The sequence below is a fragment of the Rhizobium sp. UBA1881 genome (assembly GCF_002338015.1).
Lineage (GTDB): Bacteria > Pseudomonadota > Alphaproteobacteria > Rhizobiales > Rhizobiaceae > Rhizobium.
Window position 1 is genome coordinate 65,810 of sequence record NZ_DDHH01000190.1, and the last position, 22,347, is coordinate 88,156.

At 61.0% G+C, this 22,347-nt stretch carries 20 protein-coding genes; 15 read left to right on the top strand and 5 right to left on the bottom strand.

Annotation, left to right across the window (positions count from 1 at the left end):
* The first annotated feature begins 15 nt into the window (after positions 1-15).
* From nuoI to B3605_RS23240, 13 genes are all read left to right on the top strand, one after another.
* On the top strand, positions 16-507 hold the full coding sequence (gene nuoI, locus B3605_RS23180; protein ID WP_112973394.1) for an NADH-quinone oxidoreductase subunit NuoI: 492 nt from the start codon (positions 16-18) through the stop codon (positions 505-507).
* 136 nt (positions 508-643) lie between these two features.
* The gene (locus B3605_RS23185; protein ID WP_018900203.1) at positions 644-1,258 is read left to right on the top strand and encodes an NADH-quinone oxidoreductase subunit J; all 615 of its coding nucleotides are present in this window, start codon (positions 644-646) and stop codon (positions 1,256-1,258) included.
* 29 nt (positions 1,259-1,287) lie between these two features.
* A complete protein-coding gene (nuoK, locus tag B3605_RS23190; protein ID WP_018900202.1) occupies positions 1,288-1,596 on the top strand; it encodes an NADH-quinone oxidoreductase subunit NuoK in 309 nt (102 codons plus the stop codon).
* Positions 1,597-1,603: 7 nt separating this feature from the next.
* Positions 1,604-3,598 (top strand): NADH-quinone oxidoreductase subunit L, encoded by a 1,995-nt coding sequence (gene nuoL, locus B3605_RS23195; protein WP_112941542.1) that lies wholly within the window; start codon positions 1,604-1,606, stop codon positions 3,596-3,598.
* Positions 3,598-5,109, top strand: coding sequence for an NADH-quinone oxidoreductase subunit M (locus B3605_RS23200; protein WP_112941541.1), 1,512 nt, complete (start codon positions 3,598-3,600; stop codon positions 5,107-5,109). The genes nuoL and B3605_RS23200 overlap by 1 nt, the downstream gene beginning before the upstream one ends.
* An 18-nt stretch (positions 5,110-5,127) precedes the next feature.
* The gene (nuoN, locus tag B3605_RS23205) at positions 5,128-6,573 is read left to right on the top strand and encodes an NADH-quinone oxidoreductase subunit NuoN (RefSeq protein WP_018900199.1); all 1,446 of its coding nucleotides are present in this window, start codon (positions 5,128-5,130) and stop codon (positions 6,571-6,573) included.
* Entirely contained in the window at positions 6,573-7,337 is a 765-nt protein-coding gene (locus B3605_RS23210; protein WP_112941540.1) for a biotin--[acetyl-CoA-carboxylase] ligase, read from the top strand. The genes nuoN and B3605_RS23210 overlap by 1 nt, the downstream gene beginning before the upstream one ends.
* Before the next feature lie 17 nt (positions 7,338-7,354).
* The gene (locus tag B3605_RS23215) at positions 7,355-9,025 is read left to right on the top strand and encodes a ribonuclease J (protein WP_018900197.1); all 1,671 of its coding nucleotides are present in this window, start codon (positions 7,355-7,357) and stop codon (positions 9,023-9,025) included.
* Between the two features lie 4 nt (positions 9,026-9,029).
* A complete protein-coding gene (mce, locus tag B3605_RS23220; protein ID WP_112941539.1) occupies positions 9,030-9,434 on the top strand; it encodes a methylmalonyl-CoA epimerase in 405 nt (134 codons plus the stop codon).
* A gap of 124 nt (positions 9,435-9,558) precedes the next feature.
* Positions 9,559-9,840 carry a DUF1467 family protein gene (locus B3605_RS23225; protein WP_047509998.1) on the top strand — a complete coding sequence of 94 codons (282 nt, stop codon included), beginning with the start codon at positions 9,559-9,561 and terminating at the stop codon, positions 9,838-9,840.
* Between the two features lie 576 nt (positions 9,841-10,416).
* Positions 10,417-11,739, top strand: a complete 1,323-nt coding sequence (gene proS / locus B3605_RS23230; protein WP_018900194.1) for a proline--tRNA ligase — start codon at positions 10,417-10,419, stop codon at positions 11,737-11,739.
* A gap of 19 nt (positions 11,740-11,758) precedes the next feature.
* A complete protein-coding gene (locus tag B3605_RS23235) occupies positions 11,759-13,066 on the top strand; it encodes a lipoprotein-releasing ABC transporter permease subunit (protein WP_018900193.1) in 1,308 nt (435 codons plus the stop codon).
* 14 nt (positions 13,067-13,080) lie between these two features.
* Entirely contained in the window at positions 13,081-13,764 is a 684-nt protein-coding gene (locus B3605_RS23240; protein ID WP_111561297.1) for an ABC transporter ATP-binding protein, read from the top strand.
* Between the two features lie 26 nt (positions 13,765-13,790).
* On the opposite strand, the gene B3605_RS23245 is transcribed toward B3605_RS23240, so the two are convergent.
* Positions 13,791-14,366: a hypothetical protein gene (locus tag B3605_RS23245; protein ID WP_112941538.1), complete on the bottom strand. Its 576-nt coding sequence runs from the start codon at positions 14,364-14,366 to the stop codon at positions 13,791-13,793.
* Positions 14,367-14,668: 302 nt separating this feature from the next.
* Here B3605_RS23245 and dnaE point away from each other — a divergent pair, with 302 nt between their 5' ends.
* Positions 14,669-18,166 (top strand): DNA polymerase III subunit alpha, encoded by a 3,498-nt coding sequence (gene dnaE / locus B3605_RS23250; RefSeq protein ID WP_112941537.1) that lies wholly within the window; start codon positions 14,669-14,671, stop codon positions 18,164-18,166.
* Here the strand turns inward: dnaE and B3605_RS23255 are convergent.
* The 4 genes from B3605_RS23255 to B3605_RS23270 all read right to left on the bottom strand — a co-directional run bounded on the left by B3605_RS23255 (position 18,163) and on the right by B3605_RS23270 (position 21,833).
* Entirely contained in the window at positions 18,163-19,398 is a 1,236-nt protein-coding gene (locus B3605_RS23255; RefSeq protein ID WP_112941536.1) for a L,D-transpeptidase family protein, read from the bottom strand. The genes dnaE and B3605_RS23255 overlap by 4 nt on opposite strands.
* A gap of 95 nt (positions 19,399-19,493) precedes the next feature.
* Complete coding sequence (locus B3605_RS23260; protein ID WP_112941535.1) at positions 19,494-20,783, bottom strand: DNA polymerase IV; 1,290 nt, start codon at positions 20,781-20,783, stop codon at positions 19,494-19,496.
* 70 nt (positions 20,784-20,853) lie between these two features.
* The gene (locus tag B3605_RS23265) at positions 20,854-21,522 is read right to left on the bottom strand and encodes a hypothetical protein (RefSeq protein ID WP_112941534.1); all 669 of its coding nucleotides are present in this window, start codon (positions 21,520-21,522) and stop codon (positions 20,854-20,856) included.
* A gap of 2 nt (positions 21,523-21,524) precedes the next feature.
* Positions 21,525-21,833, bottom strand: a complete 309-nt coding sequence (locus B3605_RS23270; protein ID WP_112941533.1) for a DUF3572 domain-containing protein — start codon at positions 21,831-21,833, stop codon at positions 21,525-21,527.
* A gap of 135 nt (positions 21,834-21,968) precedes the next feature.
* On the opposite strand from B3605_RS23270, the gene B3605_RS23275 reads away from it, so the two are divergent.
* Positions 21,969-22,340, top strand: a complete 372-nt coding sequence (locus tag B3605_RS23275) for a response regulator (RefSeq protein ID WP_018900184.1) — start codon at positions 21,969-21,971, stop codon at positions 22,338-22,340.
* Positions 22,341-22,347 lie beyond the last annotated feature (7 nt).

The window sequence follows — 22,347 nt, forward strand, 5'->3', positions numbered from 1 at the left end:
GAATGGAGTTAGATAATGGCAGGCTTGTCAAACGCCGTCAGCTCGTTGTTCCTCAGGGAATTCATCAGCGCGTTCTGGCTGACGTTCCGTTACATTTTCAAGCAGAAGGCAACGGTGAACTATCCGTTCGAAAAGGGACCGGTCAGCCCGCGCTTCCGTGGCGAACATGCTCTGCGTCGTTATCCGAACGGCGAAGAGCGTTGCATCGCCTGCAAGCTGTGTGAGGCTATCTGTCCTGCTCAGGCGATCACCATCGAAGCAGGCCCGCGCCGCAACGATGGCACCCGCCGTACGGTCCGTTACGATATCGACATGGTGAAGTGCATCTATTGCGGCTTCTGCCAGGAGGCTTGCCCGGTCGATGCGATCGTCGAGGGCCCGAATTTCGAATTTGCGACGGAAACGCGCGAAGAGCTCTACTTCGACAAGCAGAAGCTCCTCGAGAACGGCGACCGCTGGGAGCGTGAAATCGCTCGCAACCTCGCTCTCGACGCTCCGTACCGTTGATTGAAATTGAAATGCCGGGCGGTGCTTGAAGCGTCGCCCAGTCAACATGCACCAGAGCTTCGCGGTAACCAATGCGAAGCTTCATCGGGCGGGGGGAGTACCCGGCAGCCCGTGGGAAGATGAAGAAGGCACGAACATGGGTCTGCAGGCTCTATTTTTCTATATTTTCGCCTTTATCGCGATAGCGTCGGCGTTCATGGTCATCTGGTCGAAGAACCCGGTTCACTCGGTTCTGTTCCTGATCCTGGTTTTCTTCAACGCGGCCGGTCTCTTCCTGCTGCTCGGGGCTGAATTCCTCGCGATGATCCTGCTCGTCGTTTATGTCGGCGCCGTGGCGGTTCTCTTCCTCTTCGTGGTCATGATGCTCGACATCGACTTCACGGAGCTGCGCGCGGGTGTCCTGGAGTACGCGCCGATCGGCGCGTTGATCGGGGTGATCCTCGCGGCCGAGCTGATCGTCGTGGTCGGCGGCAGCGTGATCTCGCCGGAGATCGCCAAGACGGTCGCCATGCCGATCCCCGCGATCACCGAACGCACCAACACCGCCGCCCTCGGCGACGTGCTCTACACGAATTACGTCTACTTCTTCGAAATCGCCGCTCTCGTCCTGCTGGTCGCGATGATCGGAGCAATCGTGCTCACGCTCAAGCATCGCACGACGGTCAAGCGTCAGAACATCGCAAACCAGGTTGCCCGCAACCCGAAGACCGCCGTCGAGGTGATCTCGGTGAAGCCGGGGCAGGGGCTTTGAGGCAGGCGCGAGCTTAAGGAAACAACACAATGGTCATCGGACTTTCCCATTACCTGACGGTCAGCGCCATCCTCTTCACGCTCGGCGTCTTCGGCATCTTCCTCAACCGGAAGAACATCATCGTCATCCTGATGTCGATCGAGCTCATTCTGCTCGCCGTCAACATCAACATGGTCGCTTTCTCGTCGTTCCTGAACGACATCGTCGGCCAGGTCTTTGCATTGTTCATTCTGACCGTCGCTGCTGCTGAAGCGGCCATCGGTCTCGCAATTCTCGTCGTCTTCTACCGCAACCGCGGCTCCATCGCCGTGGAAGACGTCAATATGATGAAGGGCTGATAAGGCTATGTTTTTATATAAGGCTATCGTCTTTCTTCCCCTGATCGGCGCGATCATCGCCGGCCTTTTCGGCCGCGCGATCGGCGCCAAGGCGTCGGAATTCGTCACCACGGGTCTGATGATCATCACGGCGGTTCTGTCGTGGTACGTCTTCATCACTGTCGGCATGGGCCATGTCGAAGGCGGCCCGATCAAGGTAGAAGTCCTGCGCTGGATCCAGTCCGGCGGGATCGACGTCTCCTGGTCGCTGCGCATCGACACGCTGACCTCGGTCATGCTGATCGTCGTCAACTCGGTTTCGACGCTCGTCCATCTCTATTCGATCGGGTACATGCACCATGACCCGCATCGCCCACGCTTCTTCGCCTATCTGTCGCTCTTCACCTTCGCGATGTTGATGCTGATCACGTCGGACAACCTTGCCCAGATGTTCTTCGGCTGGGAAGGCGTGGGTCTGGCGTCCTACCTGCTGATCGGCTTCTGGTTCAAGAAGCCGTCGGCGAATGCCGCCGCTATGAAGGCCTTCATCGTCAACCGCGTTGGCGACTTCGGCTTCATCCTCGGCATCTCAAGCGTTTTCGTTCTCTTCGGCGCCATCAACTTCGACACCATCTTCGCCAATGCCGCGAGCTTCGCGCATGAAGGCGGCGAGGGCGGCGAAGTGGTCTTGAACCTCTTCGGCATGCACCTCGACAAGGCACACGCGCTGACCGGCGCCTGCCTGCTGCTCTTCATGGGCGCGATGGGTAAGTCGGCGCAGTTCCTGCTGCACACCTGGCTGCCTGATGCCATGGAAGGCCCGACGCCTGTGTCGGCGCTCATCCATGCCGCGACCATGGTCACCGCCGGCGTCTTCCTCGTCGCCCGCATGTCGCCGCTGTTCGAACTGTCTCCGGATGCGTTGACCGTCGTCACCATCATCGGTGCGATCACCGCCTTCTTCGCGGCCACCGTCGGCCTCGTGCAGAACGACATCAAGCGCGTCATCGCCTACTCGACCTGCTCGCAGCTCGGCTACATGTTCGTCGCTCTCGGTGTCGGCGCCTATGGCGCGGCCATCTTCCACCTCTTCACGCACGCTTTCTTCAAGGCACTGCTCTTCCTTTGCGCCGGCTCGGTCATCCACGCCGTCGATGGTGAGCAGGACATGAGAAACATGGGTGGCCTGCGTCCGCACATCAAGGTCACGTTCTTGATGATGCTGATCGGCACGCTCGCCATCACCGGCGTCGGCATTCCGTTCACGCCGTTCGGCTTCGCCGGCTTCTTCTCGAAGGACGTGATCATCGAGGCGACCTACGCATCGCATTCGCCGGTCGCTGGCTTCGCCTTCGCCATGCTGGTTATCGCGGCTCTGTTCACGAGCTTCTATTCCTGGCGCCTGATGTTCCTCACCTTCTTCAACAAGCCGCGTGCTTCGCACGAGGTCATGCACCACGTGCACGAATCTCCCCAGGTCATGCTGATCCCGCTCTATCTGCTGGCGATCGGCGCGGTCTTCGCGGGCTGGTTCTTCGAAGGACACTTCTATGGTGAGGAATATGCCGAGTTCTGGAAGGGCGCGCTCTTCACCTCGGAGCACAACGAGCTGGTCCACGAGTTCCACCACGTTCCGGCCCTCGTTGCCCTCAGCCCCTTCATCGCCATGGTGATCGGTTTCGTGACCGCCTGGTACATGTACATCAAGTCGCCATCGACGCCGGCCGTGCTCGCACGCCAGCATCGGGTGCTCTACCAGTTCCTCTTGAACAAGTGGTACTTCGACGAGCTCTATGACTTCCTCTTCGTCCGTTCGGCAAAGGCCCTTGGCCGGTTCCTGTGGAAGAAGGGTGACGTCGGCGTCATCGACACTTACGGCCCGAACGGCATTGCCGCCCGTGTCGTCGATGTCACCAACCGCGTCGTGCGCCTGCAGAGCGGTTACCTCTATCACTACGCGTTCGCCATGCTGATCGGCGTTGCAGCGCTCGTTACCTGGATGATGCTCGGGAGTGCCCTCTGATGACCGATTGGCCTATTCTTTCCACGGTCACCTTCCTGCCGCTCGTCGGCGTGGTGCTCCTGCTTCTGATGAATGAGAACGGCCCGAACGGCCGCCGCAACGTTCTCAACATTGCCCTGTTGACGACGGTCGTGACCTTCATCCTGTCGCTCTTCATCTGGATCGGTTTCGACAATGCGAACCCGGGCTTCCAGATGATCGAAAAGCACGGCTGGCTCGGCACGGGCATCAGCTACCATCTCGGTGTCGACGGCATCTCCATGCTGTTCGTCATCCTCTCGACCTTCCTCATGCCCTTCTGCGTGCTCGCCAGCTGGTTCTCGGTGGAGAAGCGCCTGAAGGAATACATGATCGCCTTCCTGATGCTGGAAGTGATGATGGTTGGCGTCTTCGTGTCGCTCGATATCGTTCTCTTCTACGTATTCTTCGAAGCCGGCCTCATCCCGATGTTCCTGATCATCGGTGTCTGGGGTGGCAAGGATCGCGTCTACGCCAGCTACAAGTTCTTCCTCTACACGCTGCTCGGCTCCGTGCTGATGCTCCTTGCCATCATGGCCATGTACTGGCAGGCTGGCACGACCGATATCTCGGCGCTGCTCGCTTACAAGTTCCCGCCGCACATGCAGACCTGGCTATGGCTGGCCTTCTTCGCCTCGTTCGCGGTGAAGATGCCGATGTGGCCGGTCCACACCTGGCTTCCCGACGCGCACGTTCAGGCGCCGACGGCTGGTTCCGTCATCCTGGCAGGTGTCCTCCTGAAGCTCGGTGGCTACGGCCTCATCCGCTTCTCGCTCGGCATGTTCCCTGTTGCTTCCGATTTCTTCGCGCCCATGGTCTTCGCCATGTCCGTCATTGCCATCATCTACACCTCGCTGGTGGCGCTGATGCAGGAAGACATCAAGAAGCTGATCGCCTACTCCTCGGTTGCCCACATGGGCTACGTGACGATGGGTATCTTCGCGGCCAACGCGCAGGGTCTGCAGGGCTCGATCTTCCAGATGCTGTCGCACGGTATCGTCTCGGGCGCGCTCTTCCTCTGCGTCGGCGTGGTCTATGACCGCACCCACACCCGCGAGATCGCGGCCTATGGCGGCCTCGTCAACAACATGCCGAAATACGCTGTTGCGATGATGGTCTTCACCATGGCGAACGTCGGTCTTCCCGGCACCTCGGGCTTCATCGGCGAATTCCTGACGTTGATCGGTGTCTTCCGGGTCAACAGCTGGGTCGCGCTCTTCGCCGCTACCGGCGTCATCCTCTCGGCCGCTTACGCGCTCTGGCTCTATCGCCGGGTGATCTTCGGCACGCTGGACAAGGAAAAGCTTAAGGCTCTCCTCGACCTGTCGCCGCGCGAGCAGCTGATGCTCTACCCGCTGATTGCTCTGACGATCTTCTTCGGCGTCTATCCGGCTCCGGTCTTCGATGTGACCGCTGCCTCCGTCGACCATCTGATCAATAGCTATTCGGCCGCAGTCCAGGCAGCGCATGACGTCGCGCTGTCGATGAAATGATGACGGGACTTTTGTGATATGACCTCTGAAACACTACTCGCAAGCCTGCATCTTTCGATACCGGAACTGATCCTTGCGATCGGCTCTCTGGTCCTGCTGATGATCGGCGTATTCTCAGGCGAGCGCTCCGGCCGCATGGTCAGCGTTCTCGCGATCATCCTTTTGGCGGTCGCGGCCCTCTGGCTGGTCTTCGCTCCAAGCGAAGGCCTTGCCTACGGCGGCGTCTTCCTGGCTGATGGCTTCGGCCGCTTCATGAAGGTGACGGCGCTGGTCGGCTCCATCGTGGCGCTGTTCATGTCGCTCGGCCTTGCCAAGGAGAACCAGCTCGACAAGTTCGAGTTCCCGGTTCTGATCGTGCTCTGCACGCTCGGCATCCTGCTGATGATTTCGGCCAACGACCTTATCTCGCTCTACCTCGGCCTTGAGCTGCAGTCGCTGGCGATCTACGTCATCGCCGCGATCAACCGCGACAGCGTCAAGTCGACCGAAGCCGGCCTGAAGTATTTCGTGCTCGGCGCTCTCTCCTCAGGCATGTTGCTCTACGGCATGTCGCTGGTCTATGGCTTCACCGGCCACACCCACTTCGCCGATATCGCCCAGGCGCTGACGGTGGATGGTGCGCGCTCGCTTGGCCTGATCTTCGGTCTGGTCTTCATCCTCGCCGGCATCGCGTTCAAGATCTCGGCGGTTCCGTTCCATATGTGGACGCCGGACGTTTACGAAGGTGCGCCGACCCCGGTCACGGCCTTCCTGGCAAGCGCGCCTAAGATCGCCGCCATGGCCATGATGACGCGTATCGTCATCACCGCCTTCCAGCCCGTCATGGCGGACTGGCAGCAGGTCGTGGTCTTCATCTCGATCGCCTCGATGCTGCTCGGCTCGTTTGCCGCGATCGGCCAGAAGAACATCAAGCGACTGATGGCCTATTCGTCGATCGGTCACATGGGCTACGCGCTGGTCGGTCTTGCCGCCGGCTCGCAGACGGGCGTCTCGGGCGTGATGCTCTACATGCTCATCTACATGGTCATGACGCTGGGCTCCTTCGCGATCATCATGTCGATGCGCCGCAAGGATGGCACCGTTGTCGAAAACGTAGCCGATCTCGCGGGCCTTTCGACCACCAATCCGATGATGGCGACCGTGCTGACCATCCTGATGTTCTCGCTGGCTGGTATCCCGCCGCTGGCAGGCTTCTTCGGGAAATACTTCGTCTTCGTCGCCGCCATCGAAGCCAAGCTCTATGCGCTTGCCATCATCGGCGTCCTCGCATCGGTTGTCGGCGCCTACTACTACCTGCGCGTCATCAAGCTGATGTGGTTCGATGAAGCCACCGGCGAATTCGCCCGCGTCTCGGGCTCGCTGCGCCTGGTCTTCGGCGTCTCCGGCCTGTTCGTTCTCGCCTATGTCCTCATCGGCGGTCCGATCGGCGGTGCTGCTGAACTCGCAGCCGCGACGCTGTTCTGATGAGCTTCGACCCACGGCGCCTGAAGTCTCTCGATGACTTCAGGCACGAGGCTCTGTCGGAGACATTGTCCACCAATAGCGAATGCCTTGCCCGTGCCAGGGCAGGGGACGCCGGTCGCCTCTGGGTTACCGCGGAAAGACAGACCGGCGGCCGCGGCCGCCGTGGTCGTCCCTGGGTGTCTGAGCCCGGCAACCTCTACGCTTCTCTTCTCTTGATCGATCCGGCGCCAATGGAGCGCATCTCGTCCCTTCCGCTGGCGATTGCGGTGGCCGTGCACGAGGCGGTGCGGATGGTTCTGCCGCCGAGCGCAGAGCCGCTCGAGGTCAAGTGGCCGAACGACATCCTGATCGGGCGCAAAAAGACATGCGGCATCCTGATGGAAGGCGAGGCCTTGGCCGATGGGCGCTACGCCCTTGTCATCGGCATCGGCATCAACGTCGCCTTCATGCCCGACAATCCACTCTATCCCGTGACCTGCCTGCGCGAGCAGGGAAGTTCCGCCTCTCCACAGGAACTCTTCGCGCACCTGTTCGCATCCATGGCCGATGTGCTATCAGCGTGGGACCGCGGCCGCGGTATTCGCGATATCACTGCCCGCTGGCGCGATGTCGCTTGCGGTATTGGCGAAAAGATAACCGTGAATCTGCCGGACCGTTCGATTTCCGGCCACTTCAGCGGAATTGATGATAATGGCCTGTTGCTGCTCGATACGGGGGCAGGCAGGATGATGACGATCGCCGCCGGCGACGTCTTCTTTGGATGATTGGAAAAACAAGCAGTATGGCGAAGCAGGACGAACTGGTATTTCTGCCTTTGGGCGGCGTTGGCGAGATCGGTATGAATCTCGCCCTTTACGGCTATGGGCCGTCCGCGCATCGCCAGTGGATCATGGTCGACTGCGGTGTGACCTTCCCAGGTCCCGATCTGCCGGGTGTTGATCTGGTTCTGCCCGATATCCGCTTCCTCGCCAAGGAACGCAAGAACCTGAAGGCGATCTTCATCACCCACGCGCATGAGGATCACTATGGCGCGCTGGCCGATCTGTGGCCGGGCCTCAATGTTCCTGTCTACGCGTCAGGCTTCACGGCCGGGCTCCTGGAAGCCAAGCGCAACTACGAAAAGTCGACGATGGTCGAAATCCCGATCACGCCGTTCACCGCGGGCACCGTGGTCAATGTCGGCCCCTTCAGCGTTGAAGGCGTGGCCGTCAACCACTCGATCCCCGAGCCGATGTCGCTGATGATCCGCACGCCCTTGGGCAACGTCATCCACACAGGTGACTGGAAGATCGACCACGAACCGTCGCTCGGCCCGCTGACCGATGAAGCCCGTTTCCGCCAGCTCGGCGATGAAGGCGTGCTCGCCCTGATGTGCGATTCGACCAATGCGCTCCGCGACGGCGTATCGCCCTCCGAGAAGGACGTGTCCGAAAGCCTGCGCAAGATCATCGAGAACGCCGAAGGTCGCGTCGCGATCACCACCTTCTCCTCGAACGTCGGTCGTATTCGCACCGTGGCTGAAGCCGCCGAAGCCGCCGGACGCGAAGTCCTGCTGCTTGGCAGCTCGCTGAAGCGCGTCGTCAACGTCTCCCGCGATCTCGGCCTGCTCGACGGCATCAAGCCGTTCATCGCCGAAGAGGAATACGGATATATTCCGCGCGAAAACGTCGTCGTCATCCTGACCGGAAGCCAGGGCGAGCCGCGCGCAGCCCTTGCCAAGCTCTCGCGTGACGAGATGCGCAACGTGGCGCTGGCGGCAGGCGACACGGTCGTCTTTTCCTCGCGCGCCATCCCGGGCAACGAGAAGGCCATTCAGGACATCAAGAACGGCCTCGTCGAGCAGGGCGTTCACATCATCACCGATAGCGAAGCGCTCGTTCACGTCTCCGGCCACCCGCGCCGCAACGAGCTGCAGAAGATGTACGAACTGACGCGGCCGACCGTCGTCGTTCCCGTGCACGGCGAAGCCACGCATCTGACCGCCCACAAGGAGCTCGCGGAGCAATCCGGCATCTCCACCGTTCCGCGCGTGCGCAACGGCGATGTCCTCCGCCTGGCGCCAGGTACCGTGGAAGTGATCGACGAAGCGCCGCATGGCCGCATCTTCAAGGACGGCACGCTGATCGGCGATTTCGACGAAATGGGCATCGGCGACCGCAAGAAGCTCTCTTATGTCGGCCATGTCGCGCTGAACGTCGTGATCGACGCCCGCTTCGATATAATCGGCGAACCCGACATGGTGGCGATCGGCCTGCCTGTCTATGACGATGAGGGCGATGAGTTCGAGGATACGCTCTATGACGCCGCTCTGAGCGCATTCGAGAGCATTCCGCGCGCACGCCGCAAGGATCTGGACCTGTTGCAGGAATCGATGCGCCGCGCGGTTCGCTCGACGGCGAACCAGATCTGGGGCAAGAAGCCGCTGGTCACCGTGTTCGTCACCAAGGTCTGATCCGATGCTCGGCCGCGTCAACCATGTCGCCATAGCCGTTCCCGATCTCGCAGCCGCCACGGCCGCCTATCGAGACACGCTGGGCGCCACGGTATCGGCGGCCGAGGCATTGCCGGAGCACGGCGTCACCGTCGTCTTCGTCGAACTGCCGAATACCAAAGTCGAACTGCTCGAGCCGCTCGGCCCGCAATCCCCGATAACGGCCTTCCTGGAGAAGAACCCGTCTGGTGGCATGCATCACATCTGCTACGAGGTGAGCGATATCATCGCGGCCCGCGACCAGATGCTGGCCGCCGGGGCGAGGGTGCTTGGCAATGGCGAACCGAAGATCGGCGCCCACGGCAAGCCCGTGCTCTTCCTGCACCCCAAGGATTTCTTAGGCACCTTGATCGAGCTCGAGCAGGTCTAACCACTGCGGCAGAGTGACCCAAACGCCGCCAAGACCGCACAAGCCTCTCAACACCGCTTTGTATCGTCGCTGTTCCGCCTTATAAGGGCGGTGGCCCGATGCGGCCGCTTGGGTGGGAGATCTTATGCTGCAGACATTTCTACAGGGCTTTGCCGTCTACTTCATCGTCTGGTGGATGACGCTCTTTGCCGTCTTGCCGATCGGCTTGCGGACGCAGGCGGAGGACGACGATATCGTGCTCGGCACCGTGCACAGCGCACCAACGCGTTTTCGGCCGCTCTTCACCTTCTCGCTGACGACGCTGGTCTCCGCGGTCATCTACACCCTCTGGTATGTCTGCTCGACCTATTTCGGCTGGGGCTTCGACGCCCTTCCGCAGATCGGCCCGTCATTCTCGAACGTTTAAGGGCGTTTGCTCACCAATTGAGCAGATGCGAGAGAGTGAGCGTCATACGCGTGTCATCAAGTTCCGGCATGGAGGTGCCGTAACGGAATGGGCAGCTTACGTTGCGGAAGATGGGCGTTTCGAGCTAGGAGCGTGGTGTCGAAAAGCCAAAAAAAAACAAGGCTAAAAGCCTTGTTTTAAGTATCGCGTGATCCTTAACCGTTACCGGGGCTGCGACAAGCGCGCCTAAGATCTGATCCTCCCAAGACTTGACCGCGAAAATGGTAGGGATTTGAACTCCCTGCCTGTTTTGTGGGCTAAAGCTAGCTCAAAGATTGTGCTTTGTCATCAGATTTTTTTGCATTTTTGCTACACTCGAGTAAATTTTTTCTGTTAATAAGAGTTTCGCGCAAGTCATTATAATTTCGCCGCTTTCTTGGTTTCTTAGGTTTGCGGGCTCCAACTTGCTCTAAGAGAAGCCTGTGGAAATCCCTCGCGGGTTTCCTTCCTGCCGCGAAGCGGTTATGAACGCTGCCAACATTGTGATTGCCTTCGATTCCGCTATCTGGCGGCGTCTCAACAGCTCTGGAATTCGCCATGCGTTTGTCTCGCTACTTCATGCCCATCCTCAAGGAAAACCCCAAGGAGGCTGAAATCGTCTCCCACCGGTTGATGCTGCGCGCCGGCATGATCCGGCAGCAGTCGCAGGGGATCTACTCCTGGCTGCCGCTGGGCAAGCGCGTGCTCGACAAGGTCAACAACATCATCCGCGAGGAGCAGAACCGCTCCGGCGCCATCGAGCTGTCGATGCCGACCCTGCAGTCGGCCGAGCTCTGGCAGGAAAGCGGCCGCTACGACGCCTACGGCAAGGAGATGCTGCGCATCAAGGACCGCCAGGACCGTCCGATGCTGTACGGCCCGACCAACGAAGAGATGGTCACCGATATTTTCCGGTCTTCGGTCAAGTCTTACAAGGACTTGCCGCTGAACCTCTATCACATCCAGCTGAAGTTCCGCGACGAGATCCGTCCGCGCTTCGGCACCATGCGCTCGCGCGAATTCATGATGAAGGATGCCTATTCCTTCGACATGACCCGCGAAGGCGCCGAGCATTCCTACAAGAAGATGTTCGCGGCCTATCTGCGCACCTTCGATCGTCTCGGCCTGCGCGCCATCCCCATGCGCGCCGACACCGGCCCGATCGGCGGCGATCTCAGCCACGAGTTCATCATCCTTGCCGACACCGGTGAATCGGAAGTCTACAGCCACAAGGATTTCGTGAATTTCGATATCCCCTCGGTCGACACCAACTTCGACGATGTCGCCGGTCTGGATGCGATCTTCAAGAAGTGGACCTCGGTCTACGCCGCCACCTCAGAGATGCACGACGAAGCCGCTTTCGACGCCATCCCCGAGAGCGATCGCCTGTCCGCACGCGGAATTGAAGTCGGCCATATCTTCTACTTCGGCACGAAATATTCCGAGCCGATGGGCGCGAAGGTGCAGGGACCTGATGGTAAGGAACACGCCGTCCACATGGGTTCTTACGGTATCGGCCCGACACGCCTTGTTCCCGCCATCATCGAAGCATCGCATGATGAGAACGGAATCATCTGGCCGGCCTCGGTTGCGCCTTTCGATGTCGTCGTGATCAACATGAAGGCCGGCGACGCCGCTTGCGACGCAGCCTGCGAGAAGATCTACGCGGAGCTCTCCAAGGCCGGCGTCGATGTTCTTTATGACGATACCGACGATCGCGCCGGCACCAAGTTCGCAACCGCGGACCTGATCGGTGTGCCCGTACAGATCATCGCCGGCCCGCGCGCGGTCGCGAACGGCGAAGTGGAAGTCAAGGACCGCAAGACCGGTGCCCGCGAAACGATGACCATCGACGCGGCAATCAATAAGCTCTTGGGCTAAGAAGAAGGCGGGAGGCGAAATGGCAGACGCAGCGGTGAGCCAGCAGGGATCCAAATCCGGCTCGGCTGCGGCCAGCAGGCCATTTTCCGCTTTCGAGCGACTTGTGGCGTGGCGCTATCTGCGCGCACGCCGCAAGGAAGCCTTCATCTCGGTGATCGCGGGCTTCTCCTTCATCGGCATCATGCTCGGCGTCGCGACGCTGATCATCGTCATGGCGGTGATGAACGGTTTCCGAACCGAGCTGATCTCGCGCATCCTCGGCATCAACGGCCACATGATCGTGCAGCCGGTCGATGGTCCGTTCACGGATTATCCGGCGCTGACTGATCGCCTGGGCGCCGTCCCCGGCATCAAGGTGGCGCTGCCGCTTGTCGAAGGCCAGACGCTGGCCTCGGGTGCCGGCGGCGCTGGCACCGGCGCGCTGGTTCGCGGCATTCGCGCCGAAGACCTGAGCAAGGTGAAAACCGTCTCCGACAACATCAAGTCCGGCGACCTCGTTGGCTTTGCTGCCGGCCAGGGCGTTCTCATCGGCTCGCGCATGGCCGACCAACTGGGACTGCAGGCGGGTGACACAATTACGCTGATATCACCGGAAGGTGACGTGACGCCGATGGGCATCAATCCGCGCGTCAAATCCTACAAGGTCTCGGGCATCTTCGAGATCGGCATGTCGGAATATGATGCGACGATCATCTACATGCCGCTTGAGGAAGCGCAGCTCTATTTCAACGCCGAAGGACTGGTGCAATCGATCGAGCTCTATGTCGACAATCCCGACAATATCGATGAGCTCCGCCCCAAGGTGGAGCAGGCAGCCGGCCGCCAGATCGCGATCACCGACTGGCGCCAGCGCAACCAGACCTTCTTCTCGGCGCTGCAGGTCGAGCGCAACGTCATGTTCATGATCCTGACGCTGATCGTTCTCGTCGCCGCCCTGAACATCATCTCCGGTCTCATCATGCTGGTGAAGGACAAGGGCAGCGATATCGCGATCCTCAGAACCATGGGCGCGAGCTCCGGCGCCATCATGCGGATCTTCTTCATGACGGGTGCCGCGATCGGCCTGGTCGGCACTTTTGCCGGCGTGCTGCTCGGCGTTATCGTCTGCATCAACATCGAGAAGATCCGCGCGTTCTTCTCCTGGCTGTCGGGCACGGTGCTGTTTGACCCGCAGCTCTACTTCCTCAGCCAGCTGCCGGCCAAGATGGAGGTCGGCGAAACGGTCTCCGTCGTCGTCATGGCGCTGACGCTGTCTTTCTTCGCGACAATCTTCCCCGCATGGCGCGCTTCCAAGCTCGATCCCGTGCAGGCCCTGCGCTACGAATAAGGAATGCTGATTACATGAAGCGGAATACCGTTCTCAAGCTTTCCGGCGTCGAGCGTCACTATGGCCAGGGAGAGACCCAGCTTTCGATCCTGAAGAAGGCCGACCTGACCATCAACAGCGGCGAGATCGTCGCGCTTGTGGCTCCATCAGGCACTGGCAAGTCGACCCTGCTGCATCTGGCGGGCCTGCTCGAGCATCCCGATGGCGGCGAAGTCACCATCAGCGGCAATGCCTGCAATGGCCTCTCCGACGACAAGCGCACGGCGATCCGCCGCAGCGAGATCGGCTTCGTCTACCAGTTCCACCACCTGCTTCCCGAATTCTCGGCGCTTGAAAACATCATGATGCCGCAGATGATCGCCGGTCTGCCGCGCAACGAAGCCAAGGTGCGGGCAGGGCAGCTGCTCGACTACATGCGTATCGGCCACCGTGGCGCCCATCGTCCCGGCGAATTGTCTGGTGGTGAACAGCAGCGCGTGGCGATCGCCCGCGCCGTCGCCAACGCGCCTAGCCTTCTGCTCGCCGACGAACCAACAGGCAATCTCGACCCCGAGACCGCCAGCTACGTCTTCGAAGCCCTGGAGGCCTTGGTGCGCCAGTCCGGCCTCGCGGCCCTGATCGCCACCCACAACCACGAGCTCGCGGCCCGCATGGACCGCCGCGTCACCATCGCCGACGGCAAGGTCGTGGATTTCTGAGATTTCACTGTCGGGTCAGGACCAATCTAGCCGCCGCAGATCGACTGCCCGGTTTCGTCCTTCCAGTCGGCAATCGTGATCGTGCGTGCCTCGGCCTTCGCATCCTTGCCGTCTCGCTGCAGCTTGCCGGTGAGCGCATTGTAATCGCATGAACCGCCGCCATCCGGATTTAGCGTGTCGTAATGGCTGTAGGTGTAGCCGGCGACGACGAATTGGTTGTTGCGATAGGCGAGCGTCAGCGTCTGCTCCCAACGGTCTCGACCGATGGCGCTGTTCTGCGAATAGATGGCGATCGAGCTCTTGCCCGCCGCCTTGATCGACGGCTCCTGGCCGTAAATCCCCTCAGCCACCGTGGTTCCCCAGATCTTGCCGGGTGCGCTGGTCGTAAGCCGCAACAGGTCGTGGTCATCCCGCAGATAGATGTAGACGCCGAGTTGGTCGTCGGCGGCATCGTTGGGAGCCTCGGCGAGCAACGCCAGGTCCGGCTTGCCATCGCCGTTCCAGTCGCCGACCGCGACATCGACGATGCGCGCCGGATCAGGATCCGCGCCGAAGGCCGCGTTGGCTGAAAGCAGGACTGCCACAAAGATGAATCGACGCATGCTCGTCTCCTGTTTGCCGTTAACCAAACAGAAAACAATCCTGTTGACAACGGAACAAGAGCGGAACAAAATAAAAACATAAGAGCACAGGAGAGCCAAATGACTGACATGATCCGCGATATCGCAGCATTCACCTCCATCGCAATGTTCATTGCCAGCTTCTCTTTGATCTGCATGGCAATGTAAGAATAACGGGGACCGCATGGCTGTCATGCGGTCCGATGGTACCCGCCTCTCTGGACATCGACGTCCCCAAATCCGACAATGCATCCGATTCATACGGATGCGCGGAAAGGCATATCATGGCGGGCACTGAAAACGGCGCGAGCGACTTCATCGGCGGTACGCCGGGCTTCGTTCACCTGCGTGTGCACTCCGCCTTCTCGCTGCTTGAGGGGGCGTTGCCGCTCAAGAAAATTCTCTACAAGGCATCGGGCGATAGCCAGCCGGCGATCGCCATCACCGATACCAACAATCTATTCGTCGCACTGGAATTCGCGCAGAAATCGATGGACGAGGGCCTGCAGCCGATTATCGGCTGCCAGGTTTCCATCGATATGGAAGACGGGCTTGAGACCGAGCGCCGCGGCGGCCAGCAGCAGCTGGCGAAACTGCCGTCGATCGTGCTTCTGTCGGCCACCGATGCCGGCTATGAACGGCTGGTGGATCTCGTCAGCCGCGCCTATCTCGGCGGCGAGGGAGGCGGGCAGGCGGTCCACATCAAGGCGTCGTGGCTGGACGAACTCGGCACCGAGGGGCTGATCGCGCTGACCGGCGCATCGACCGGCCCGATCGACATGCCGCTGAAAGAGGGGCACATCGCGCCGGCGACCGCGCGCTTGCTGTCTCTGAAGGACAAGTTCGGCGATCGGCTCTACATGGAGCTTCAGCGCCAGGGCACCTATGACAAGCGCCACGAGCAGCGGGTGATCGGCCTTGCCTATGAGCACGAGATCCCGCTGGTCGCGACCAACGAGGCCTTCTTCCCGACCCGCGACGATTACGACGCGCACGATGCGCTGATGGCTGTGGCGCACAACGCCATTGTCTCCGACGACACGCGTTTTCGCCTGACGCCAGATCACTATCTGAAGAGTCGCGCCGAGATGGTGAAGCTTTTCGCCGATCTGCCTGAAGCGCTTGAAAATACGGTGGAGATCGCCCGCCGCTGCTCCTTCGTCTTGAAGACCCGCAAACCGATCTTGCCGCGCTTCACCGGCGCCACCGCGGATCCGGAAGAGGCGGAGCGCGCCGAATCGCTGGAGCTTCGCCGCCAGGCGGTCGAAGGTCTCGACATGCGCCTTCAGACGCTCGGCATGTCTGCGGGCTATGAGGAGAAGGATTACCGCGACCGCCTGGAATTCGAGCTCAGCGTTATCGAGCGCATGAAATTCCCCGGCTACTTCCTGATCGTTGCCGACTTCATCAAGTGGGCCAAGCTGCAGGATATTCCCGTCGGCCCCGGCCGCGGCTCCGGCGCGGGCTCGCTGGTTGCTTACGCGCTGACGATCACGGACGTCGATCCGCTGCGCTTCTCGCTGCTCTTCGAACGCTTCCTCAATCCGGAACGCGTCTCGATGCCCGACTTCGATATCGACTTCTGCCAGGATCGCCGCGAAGAGGTGATCCGCTATGTGCAGAAGAAGTATGGCCGCGAGCAGGTGGCGCAGATCATCACCTTCGGTTCGCTGCAGGCGCGCGCCGCCCTTCGCGACGTCGGCCGCGTGCTGGAAATGCCCTACGGGCAGGTCGACAAGATCTGCAAGCTGGTGCCCAACAACCCGGCCAACCCGACGCCGCTGTCGAAGGCGATCGAGGAAGAGCCGAAGCTGCAGGAAGAGGCTGACAAGGAGCCCGTCGTCGCCCGCCTCCTCGACATCGCGCAGAAGATCGAAGGTCTCTACCGCCACGCATCGACTCACGCCGCAGGTATCGTCATCGGCGACCGCCCGCTGTCGAAGCTGGTGCCGATGTATCGAGATCCGCGCTCCGACATGCCGGTCACCCAGTTCAACATGAAGTGGGTCGAGCAGGCCGGTCTGGTCAAGTTCGACTTCCTCGGCCTGAAGACACTGACGACGCTGAAGGTAGCTGTCGATTTCGTCGCCAAGCGCGGCATCAAGGTCGATCTCGCGGCGATCCCGCTGGATGACAAGCTGACCTACGAGATGCTCTCGCGCGGCGAAACGGTCGGCGTGTTCCAGGTGGAAAGTGCTGGCATGCGCAAGGCGCTGATCGGCATGCGTCCCGACTGTATCGAGGACATCATCGCGCTCGTGGCGCTGTATCGTCCGGGTCCGATGGAGAACATCCCGACCTACAATGCCCGCAAGCATGGCGAGGAAGAGCTCGAATCGATCCACCCGACCATCGATTACCTGCTGAAGGAGACGCAGGGCGTTATCGTCTACCAGGAGCAGGTCATGCAGATCGCCCAGGTGCTGTCGGGCTATTCGCTCGGCGAGGCCGATCTTCTGCGCCGCGCCATGGGTAAGAAGATCAAGGCGGAGATGGACCAGCAGCGCGAGCGCTTCGTCGTCGGCGCCGTCAAGAACGGCGTGTCGAAGCCGCAGGCCGATAACATCTTCGAGCTTCTGGCAAAGTTCGCCAACTACGGCTTCAATAAGTCGCACGCCGCAGCCTACGCCATCGTCTCCTACCAGACCGCCTACATGAAGGCGCATTATCCGGTCGAGTTCCTCGCCGCCTCGATGACGCTCGATATGTCGAACACCGAAAAGGTCAACGACTTCCGCCAGGATGCCAAGCGCCTCGGTATCGAGGTGATCGCGCCCTCCGTGCAGACCTCGTTCCGCCATTTCCAGACCGGCGACAACCGCATCTATTACGCGCTGGCGGCCCTGAAGGGTGTCGGCGAATCGGCCGTCGATCATATCGTCGAAGTGCGCGGCGACACGCCGTTCGCCAGCCTTGAGGACTTCTGCCTGCGCATCGATCCGAAGCAGGTGAATCGGCGCGTGCTGGAAAGCCTGATCTTCGCCGGCGCCTTCGATTGCTTCGAGCTCGATCGCGCCCAGCTTTCGGGCGGCATTGATCGCATCATGGGCTATGCCCAGCGCGCCCAGGAAAACAAGCTGAGCGGCCAGTCGGATATCTTCGGCGGGGTGCTGTCATCCGGCCCGGAAAAGATTTCGATGCCGCCTTTCTCCCCCTGGCTGCCCTCGGAGCGCCTGCTCAAGGAATTCCAGGTCCTCGGTTTCTACCTGACGGCCCATCCACTCGATAGCTACAGCAGCGTGCTGGAAAAGATGCGCGTCCAGACCTTCGGTGATTTCGCTGCCGCCGTGAAGCAGGGCGCCAGCAATGCGCGCCTTGCCGGCACCGTCATTTCCAAGCAGGAGCGCAAGACGCGCACCGGCAACAAGATGGGCATCATCGTCTTCTCGGATTCATCAGGCCAGTTCGAAGCGGTGCTCTTCTCGGAGATGCTGAACCAGTATCGCGACATGCTGGAATCGGGAAAATCCTTCGTCATCACCGCGACCGGCGAAGAACGGCCCGAGGGCATTGGCCTCCGCATCCAGACGATCCAGTCGCTGGAGGAAAAGTCGCTGCAGATGCAGAAGGCGCTGCGCGTCTATGTCCGTGATTCCGGCCCGCTGCGCGCCGTTGCCGCCCATCTGAACGCCAGAGGCGATGGCCTCGTCTCCTTCATCGTCATCAAGGAGGATGGCAAGCGCGAGATCGAGGTGGAACTGGCGCAGAAATACCGGATCACGCCCGAAATCGCCGCCGCCATGCGCTCGGCACCCGGCGTGATCGATGTGGAACTCGTCTAGCCGCGCGTCAGCGTGATGAAGTCGGTGCCCTGACCGGTCTCCGGGCCGACGCCGGTGTCGGAGATCGTCAGCGTCGATCCCGGCGTCAGCATCGCGTCGATCCGCTGTCTCGTATCATCGGGAATGGTGATCCGGCCGAGCGCGTTCAGGATCGGGGTGCCTGATATGATCGAACTTTCCATCGTGCTGATGCCCAGCCGCTTCATCGTCTGGCTGGTCAAGGTATTGGGCAGCGTCACGCCGAGCCACTCGGTGGTGCCGTCTTCGAAATTCACCTCGTGCGCGCTGAAGAAATGCGTCCCGAGCGCCAGTTCCGGTTGGGCGATCGTCACCGGCGCCTCGAATACCTGCTGGAATCCCTGCCGCACCATGATCACGCCATTCGGCGGCTCGCCCTTGCCGGCGGCGCTGTAGACCGCGCGACGCAGGTCGTCACTGATCAGTGACTTGGCGGCCTCGGGGCTCATCGGATGCTGCTTCTTGAATTCGCCGATCGCCTGAACCGTCGCCGGCCCGAGATAGCCGTCGGCGTTACCGACGGCAAATCCAAGCTCGGCGAGATAGGTCTGCAGGTCGATGATCGTCTCGCGTTGCGCCCGGCGGGTGATCAGGATCTTCACCGGCTGGTCGTTGACGGGCGCCACGATCGGCTGCACCTGCAGCCGCGGCATCGCAACCTCGTTCATCGCCACCTGCACCGGCAGTGAGCCGATCGCCGGCCGTAGCTCGACATCGGATAGCAGCGGTGCCGGAGGCGGCGCGTGCGGGCTGAACAACATCGGATGGTCGACCGGCTCCGGCGCAAGCTGCGCGTCGGTGATGATCACGGGCACGCCCATCTCGGTCATCTTGTAGAGCTGCTTTGCGAATGCATCAGGCATGCGCACGCAGCCGTGCGAGGCGGGATAGCGCGGCACGGAGTTCGACTGGTGGAGCGCGATGCCCGACCACGTCAGCCGCTGCATGAACGGCATCGGCGCGCCCGAATAGATGTTGGATTCGTGGTAGGTCTGCTTCTCGATAACCGAGAAGATGCCGCTTGGTGTGGTGTGGCCGGACTTGCCGCTCGATATCTTCGACGTCGCGATGACCTCGGTGCCGTCATAGACGGCCAGCGATTGCTTGCTCTTGGAAACGAAGATTTGCAGCGCCCGCGCGTCCGTGGCGAACGCGGGGTGCACGAGGGCGGTGGCCGACAGCAAGCCGAGCCCGAAGACGAGACGCGAGAACATTTGAACCCAACCGATACGCAATACTACGTGCCGGAGCGTAATGCTCGAAACTTAAGGAATATTTGAAATGGGCGATCCCGAGTAGGGCTCACATATTATTGATTGCGCTTGCTTCCAAACGTATAGCCGGTCTCGACCGTGCCCTTGCCGAACTTGTCGCGCAGCTTGTCCATTGCGGCTTCGGCCGCCGCTCGGCGTCCGGATTGAACGTCGATCAGGTCGGGCGGATCGGCGCGCGTGGGGTCGCAAAGGTCGGTCACGCCGATGCCGATCAGTCGGAACTTGGTTCCGTCGGTTTCTTTCTGCAGCAGTTCGATGCCGGTGCGGAAGATACGGTCGGCAAGCTGCGTCGGGTCCTCCAGCTTGCGGTTGCGCGTACGCGACTTGAAGTCCGCCGTCTTCATCTTCAAGACGACGGTGTGGCCGGCGATATCGCCCTTCTTCAGGCGCCAGGCGACTTTCTCGGAGAGATTGCGCAGCACCGGAACGAGATCCTCATATCGCGAAATGTCGTCGAAGAAGGTCGTTTCGGCCGAAACGCTTTTGGCGGGATCGTTGAGATGCACGTCGCGGTCATCGATCCCGCGCGACAGACGCGACAGCCGTTGCCCCATGGTGCCGTAGCGGCGCATCAGGTCGGTCTCGTCCATGGTCTGCAACTGGCCGATTGTGCGGATGCCGTCGGCCTCCAGCATCGCGGCGAATGCTTTGCCCACGCCCCAGATCGTCGTCACCGGACGCGGCGCCAGAAACGAAACCGCCTCTTCGCGGCCGATCACCGAAAATCCGCGCGGCTTCTGCAGGTCGGAGGCAACCTTGGCCAGGAACTTGCAGTAGGAGAGACCGATCGAGACGGTAATGCCGATCTCCTTCTCGACGCGGCGGGCGAACTTCGCCAGCGTGCGCGCCGGCGGGTCGTTGTGCAGCCGCTCCGTGCCGCCAAGTTCCAGAAATGCCTCGTCGATCGACAGCGGCTGCACCAAGGGCGTCAGCTCCTGCATCATCGCCCGCACCTCGCGGCCGACCTTGACATATTTCTCCATGTTGGGAGGGATCACCACCGCCTGCGGGCAGGCCTCAAGCGCCTTGAACATCGGCATGGCCGAGCGCACGCCGTAGATCCGCGCGACATAGCAGGCAGTCGACACCACGCCGCGTTTTCCGCCGCCGATGATGACGGGCTTATCGGCCAGCTCGGGATTGTCGCGCTTCTCCACCGAGGCATAGAAGGCATCGCAGTCGATATGCGCGAGCGTCAGGCCATAGAGCTCGTCGTGACGTACGAGGCGGGGGCTGCCGCAGGCAGCACAGCGTCGCCCCTCCGCCATCTGCTCGGCAAGGCAGTCGCGACAGAAGCCGGGTGTCTTGGCAGGATTGGCGGTCATCGACGGGAACAAAGGTTGAACATCGCGACATTACGCTCTAAGTTCGAGAGTCTCAAGAGGACGTCGGCGCTTATGCGCTGGTTTTGCTGAGCGTCGTCGTGGTCGAAAAATGCCGGCGCATCAGCTCGGCTGCATGCGACCAGTCGGACGCCTGCACGATTGTGCCGGTGGGCGGCGGCGCGAATGGCTTGAAATCGGCATTCGCCATCATGTTGAGCAGCAGACACTCCGGCACATGGTCGGCAACGGAAAGGAGGTTGCGTTGGATATCGTCGATAAAGGCGACGGGCAGCTCCCGGCGGTCGTGCAGCGCAGCCACGATCGGCCCTTTGGGCTGTTCCGAAGCGATCATGTCGAAGCACAGGTCGAACCGGTCGAGAAGCTTGCGGCGCACCTCGTGGTGGCGCGGCGGCATCGCTGTAAGAAACACGATGTCGGCATCGGCGGCCAGCGCATGCAGCGTCTCGACGGCGCGCTCCGCCGGCTCCTGCCACAGGTCCTGGGTTGCAAAGAATATCTCGTGAAAGCGGTCGAATTGGTCCCGGTCCATCTCCGCCCCATCGAGCAGCGACACGATATTGCCGTGCAGCCGAAACGAGCGCGGCAGGAGATCGTAATCGTGCGAGCGCAGGAAGCGGGTGAGGGGCGAGAGAAACTCCAGCACCACCTCGTCGATATCGCAGACGATCAGTGGGCGATCACCGAGGCGCACCTGAGAGGGATCGGTGACCACGCTCATGATCAATACTCGCCCGAGCCGAGGCCGGCAGGCGAGAAATGCTGCCAGGCAGCATTGAGCACCTCTGGCGGCGTGCCGCTCGCCTGGCAAAACGCCAGCGCTGTCGGCTCATGCTGCATCAGGAAGTCCATCATGCCCGAGAGGAAGCCTGGATCGTTCACCGCGTTGCGCACTTGCGCCGGCTCGACGCCGGTCAGCGCCAGGAATCGGCCAAACAGATCGGGTTCGTTTGCGAGCCAGGCGAGAACTGCGATGGCCGTCTCTTGCGGGTCGGCGGCGTGTTGCTTTGAAGTCTTGAAGTTGCTCTGCATTTCTTGCGGTAAATTACCTATTTTTCAACCAAATACCGATAGCGTGCCGCAATCGGTTTCATGGCGGCCGGTGCGCTCGCGGGTTCATTCTCGCCAGGCGAAACGGTTTTCATGACGGACTTAGGATCGCGTTCGATGCCCAAACAAGTGATGATTGTAGAGGATAACGAGCTCAACATGAAGCTCTTTCGCGACCTCATAGAGGCGTCCGGCTACAGAACCATCCAGACCCGCAACGGTATGGAAGCGCTGGATCTCGCCCGCAAGCATCGCCCCGATCTGATACTCATGGATATCCAGCTGCCAGAAGTTTCCGGGCTCGAGGTCACCAAGTGGCTGAAAGAGGACGACGAGCTCCACGTCATTCCCGTCATCGCCGTCACCGCGTTTGCGATGAAGGGCGACGAGGAGCGTATCCGCCAGGGCGGCTGCGAGGCTTATGTCTCCAAGCCGATCTCCGTTCCGAAGTTCATCGAGACGATCAAGACCTACCTGGGCGACGCCTGATAGATCG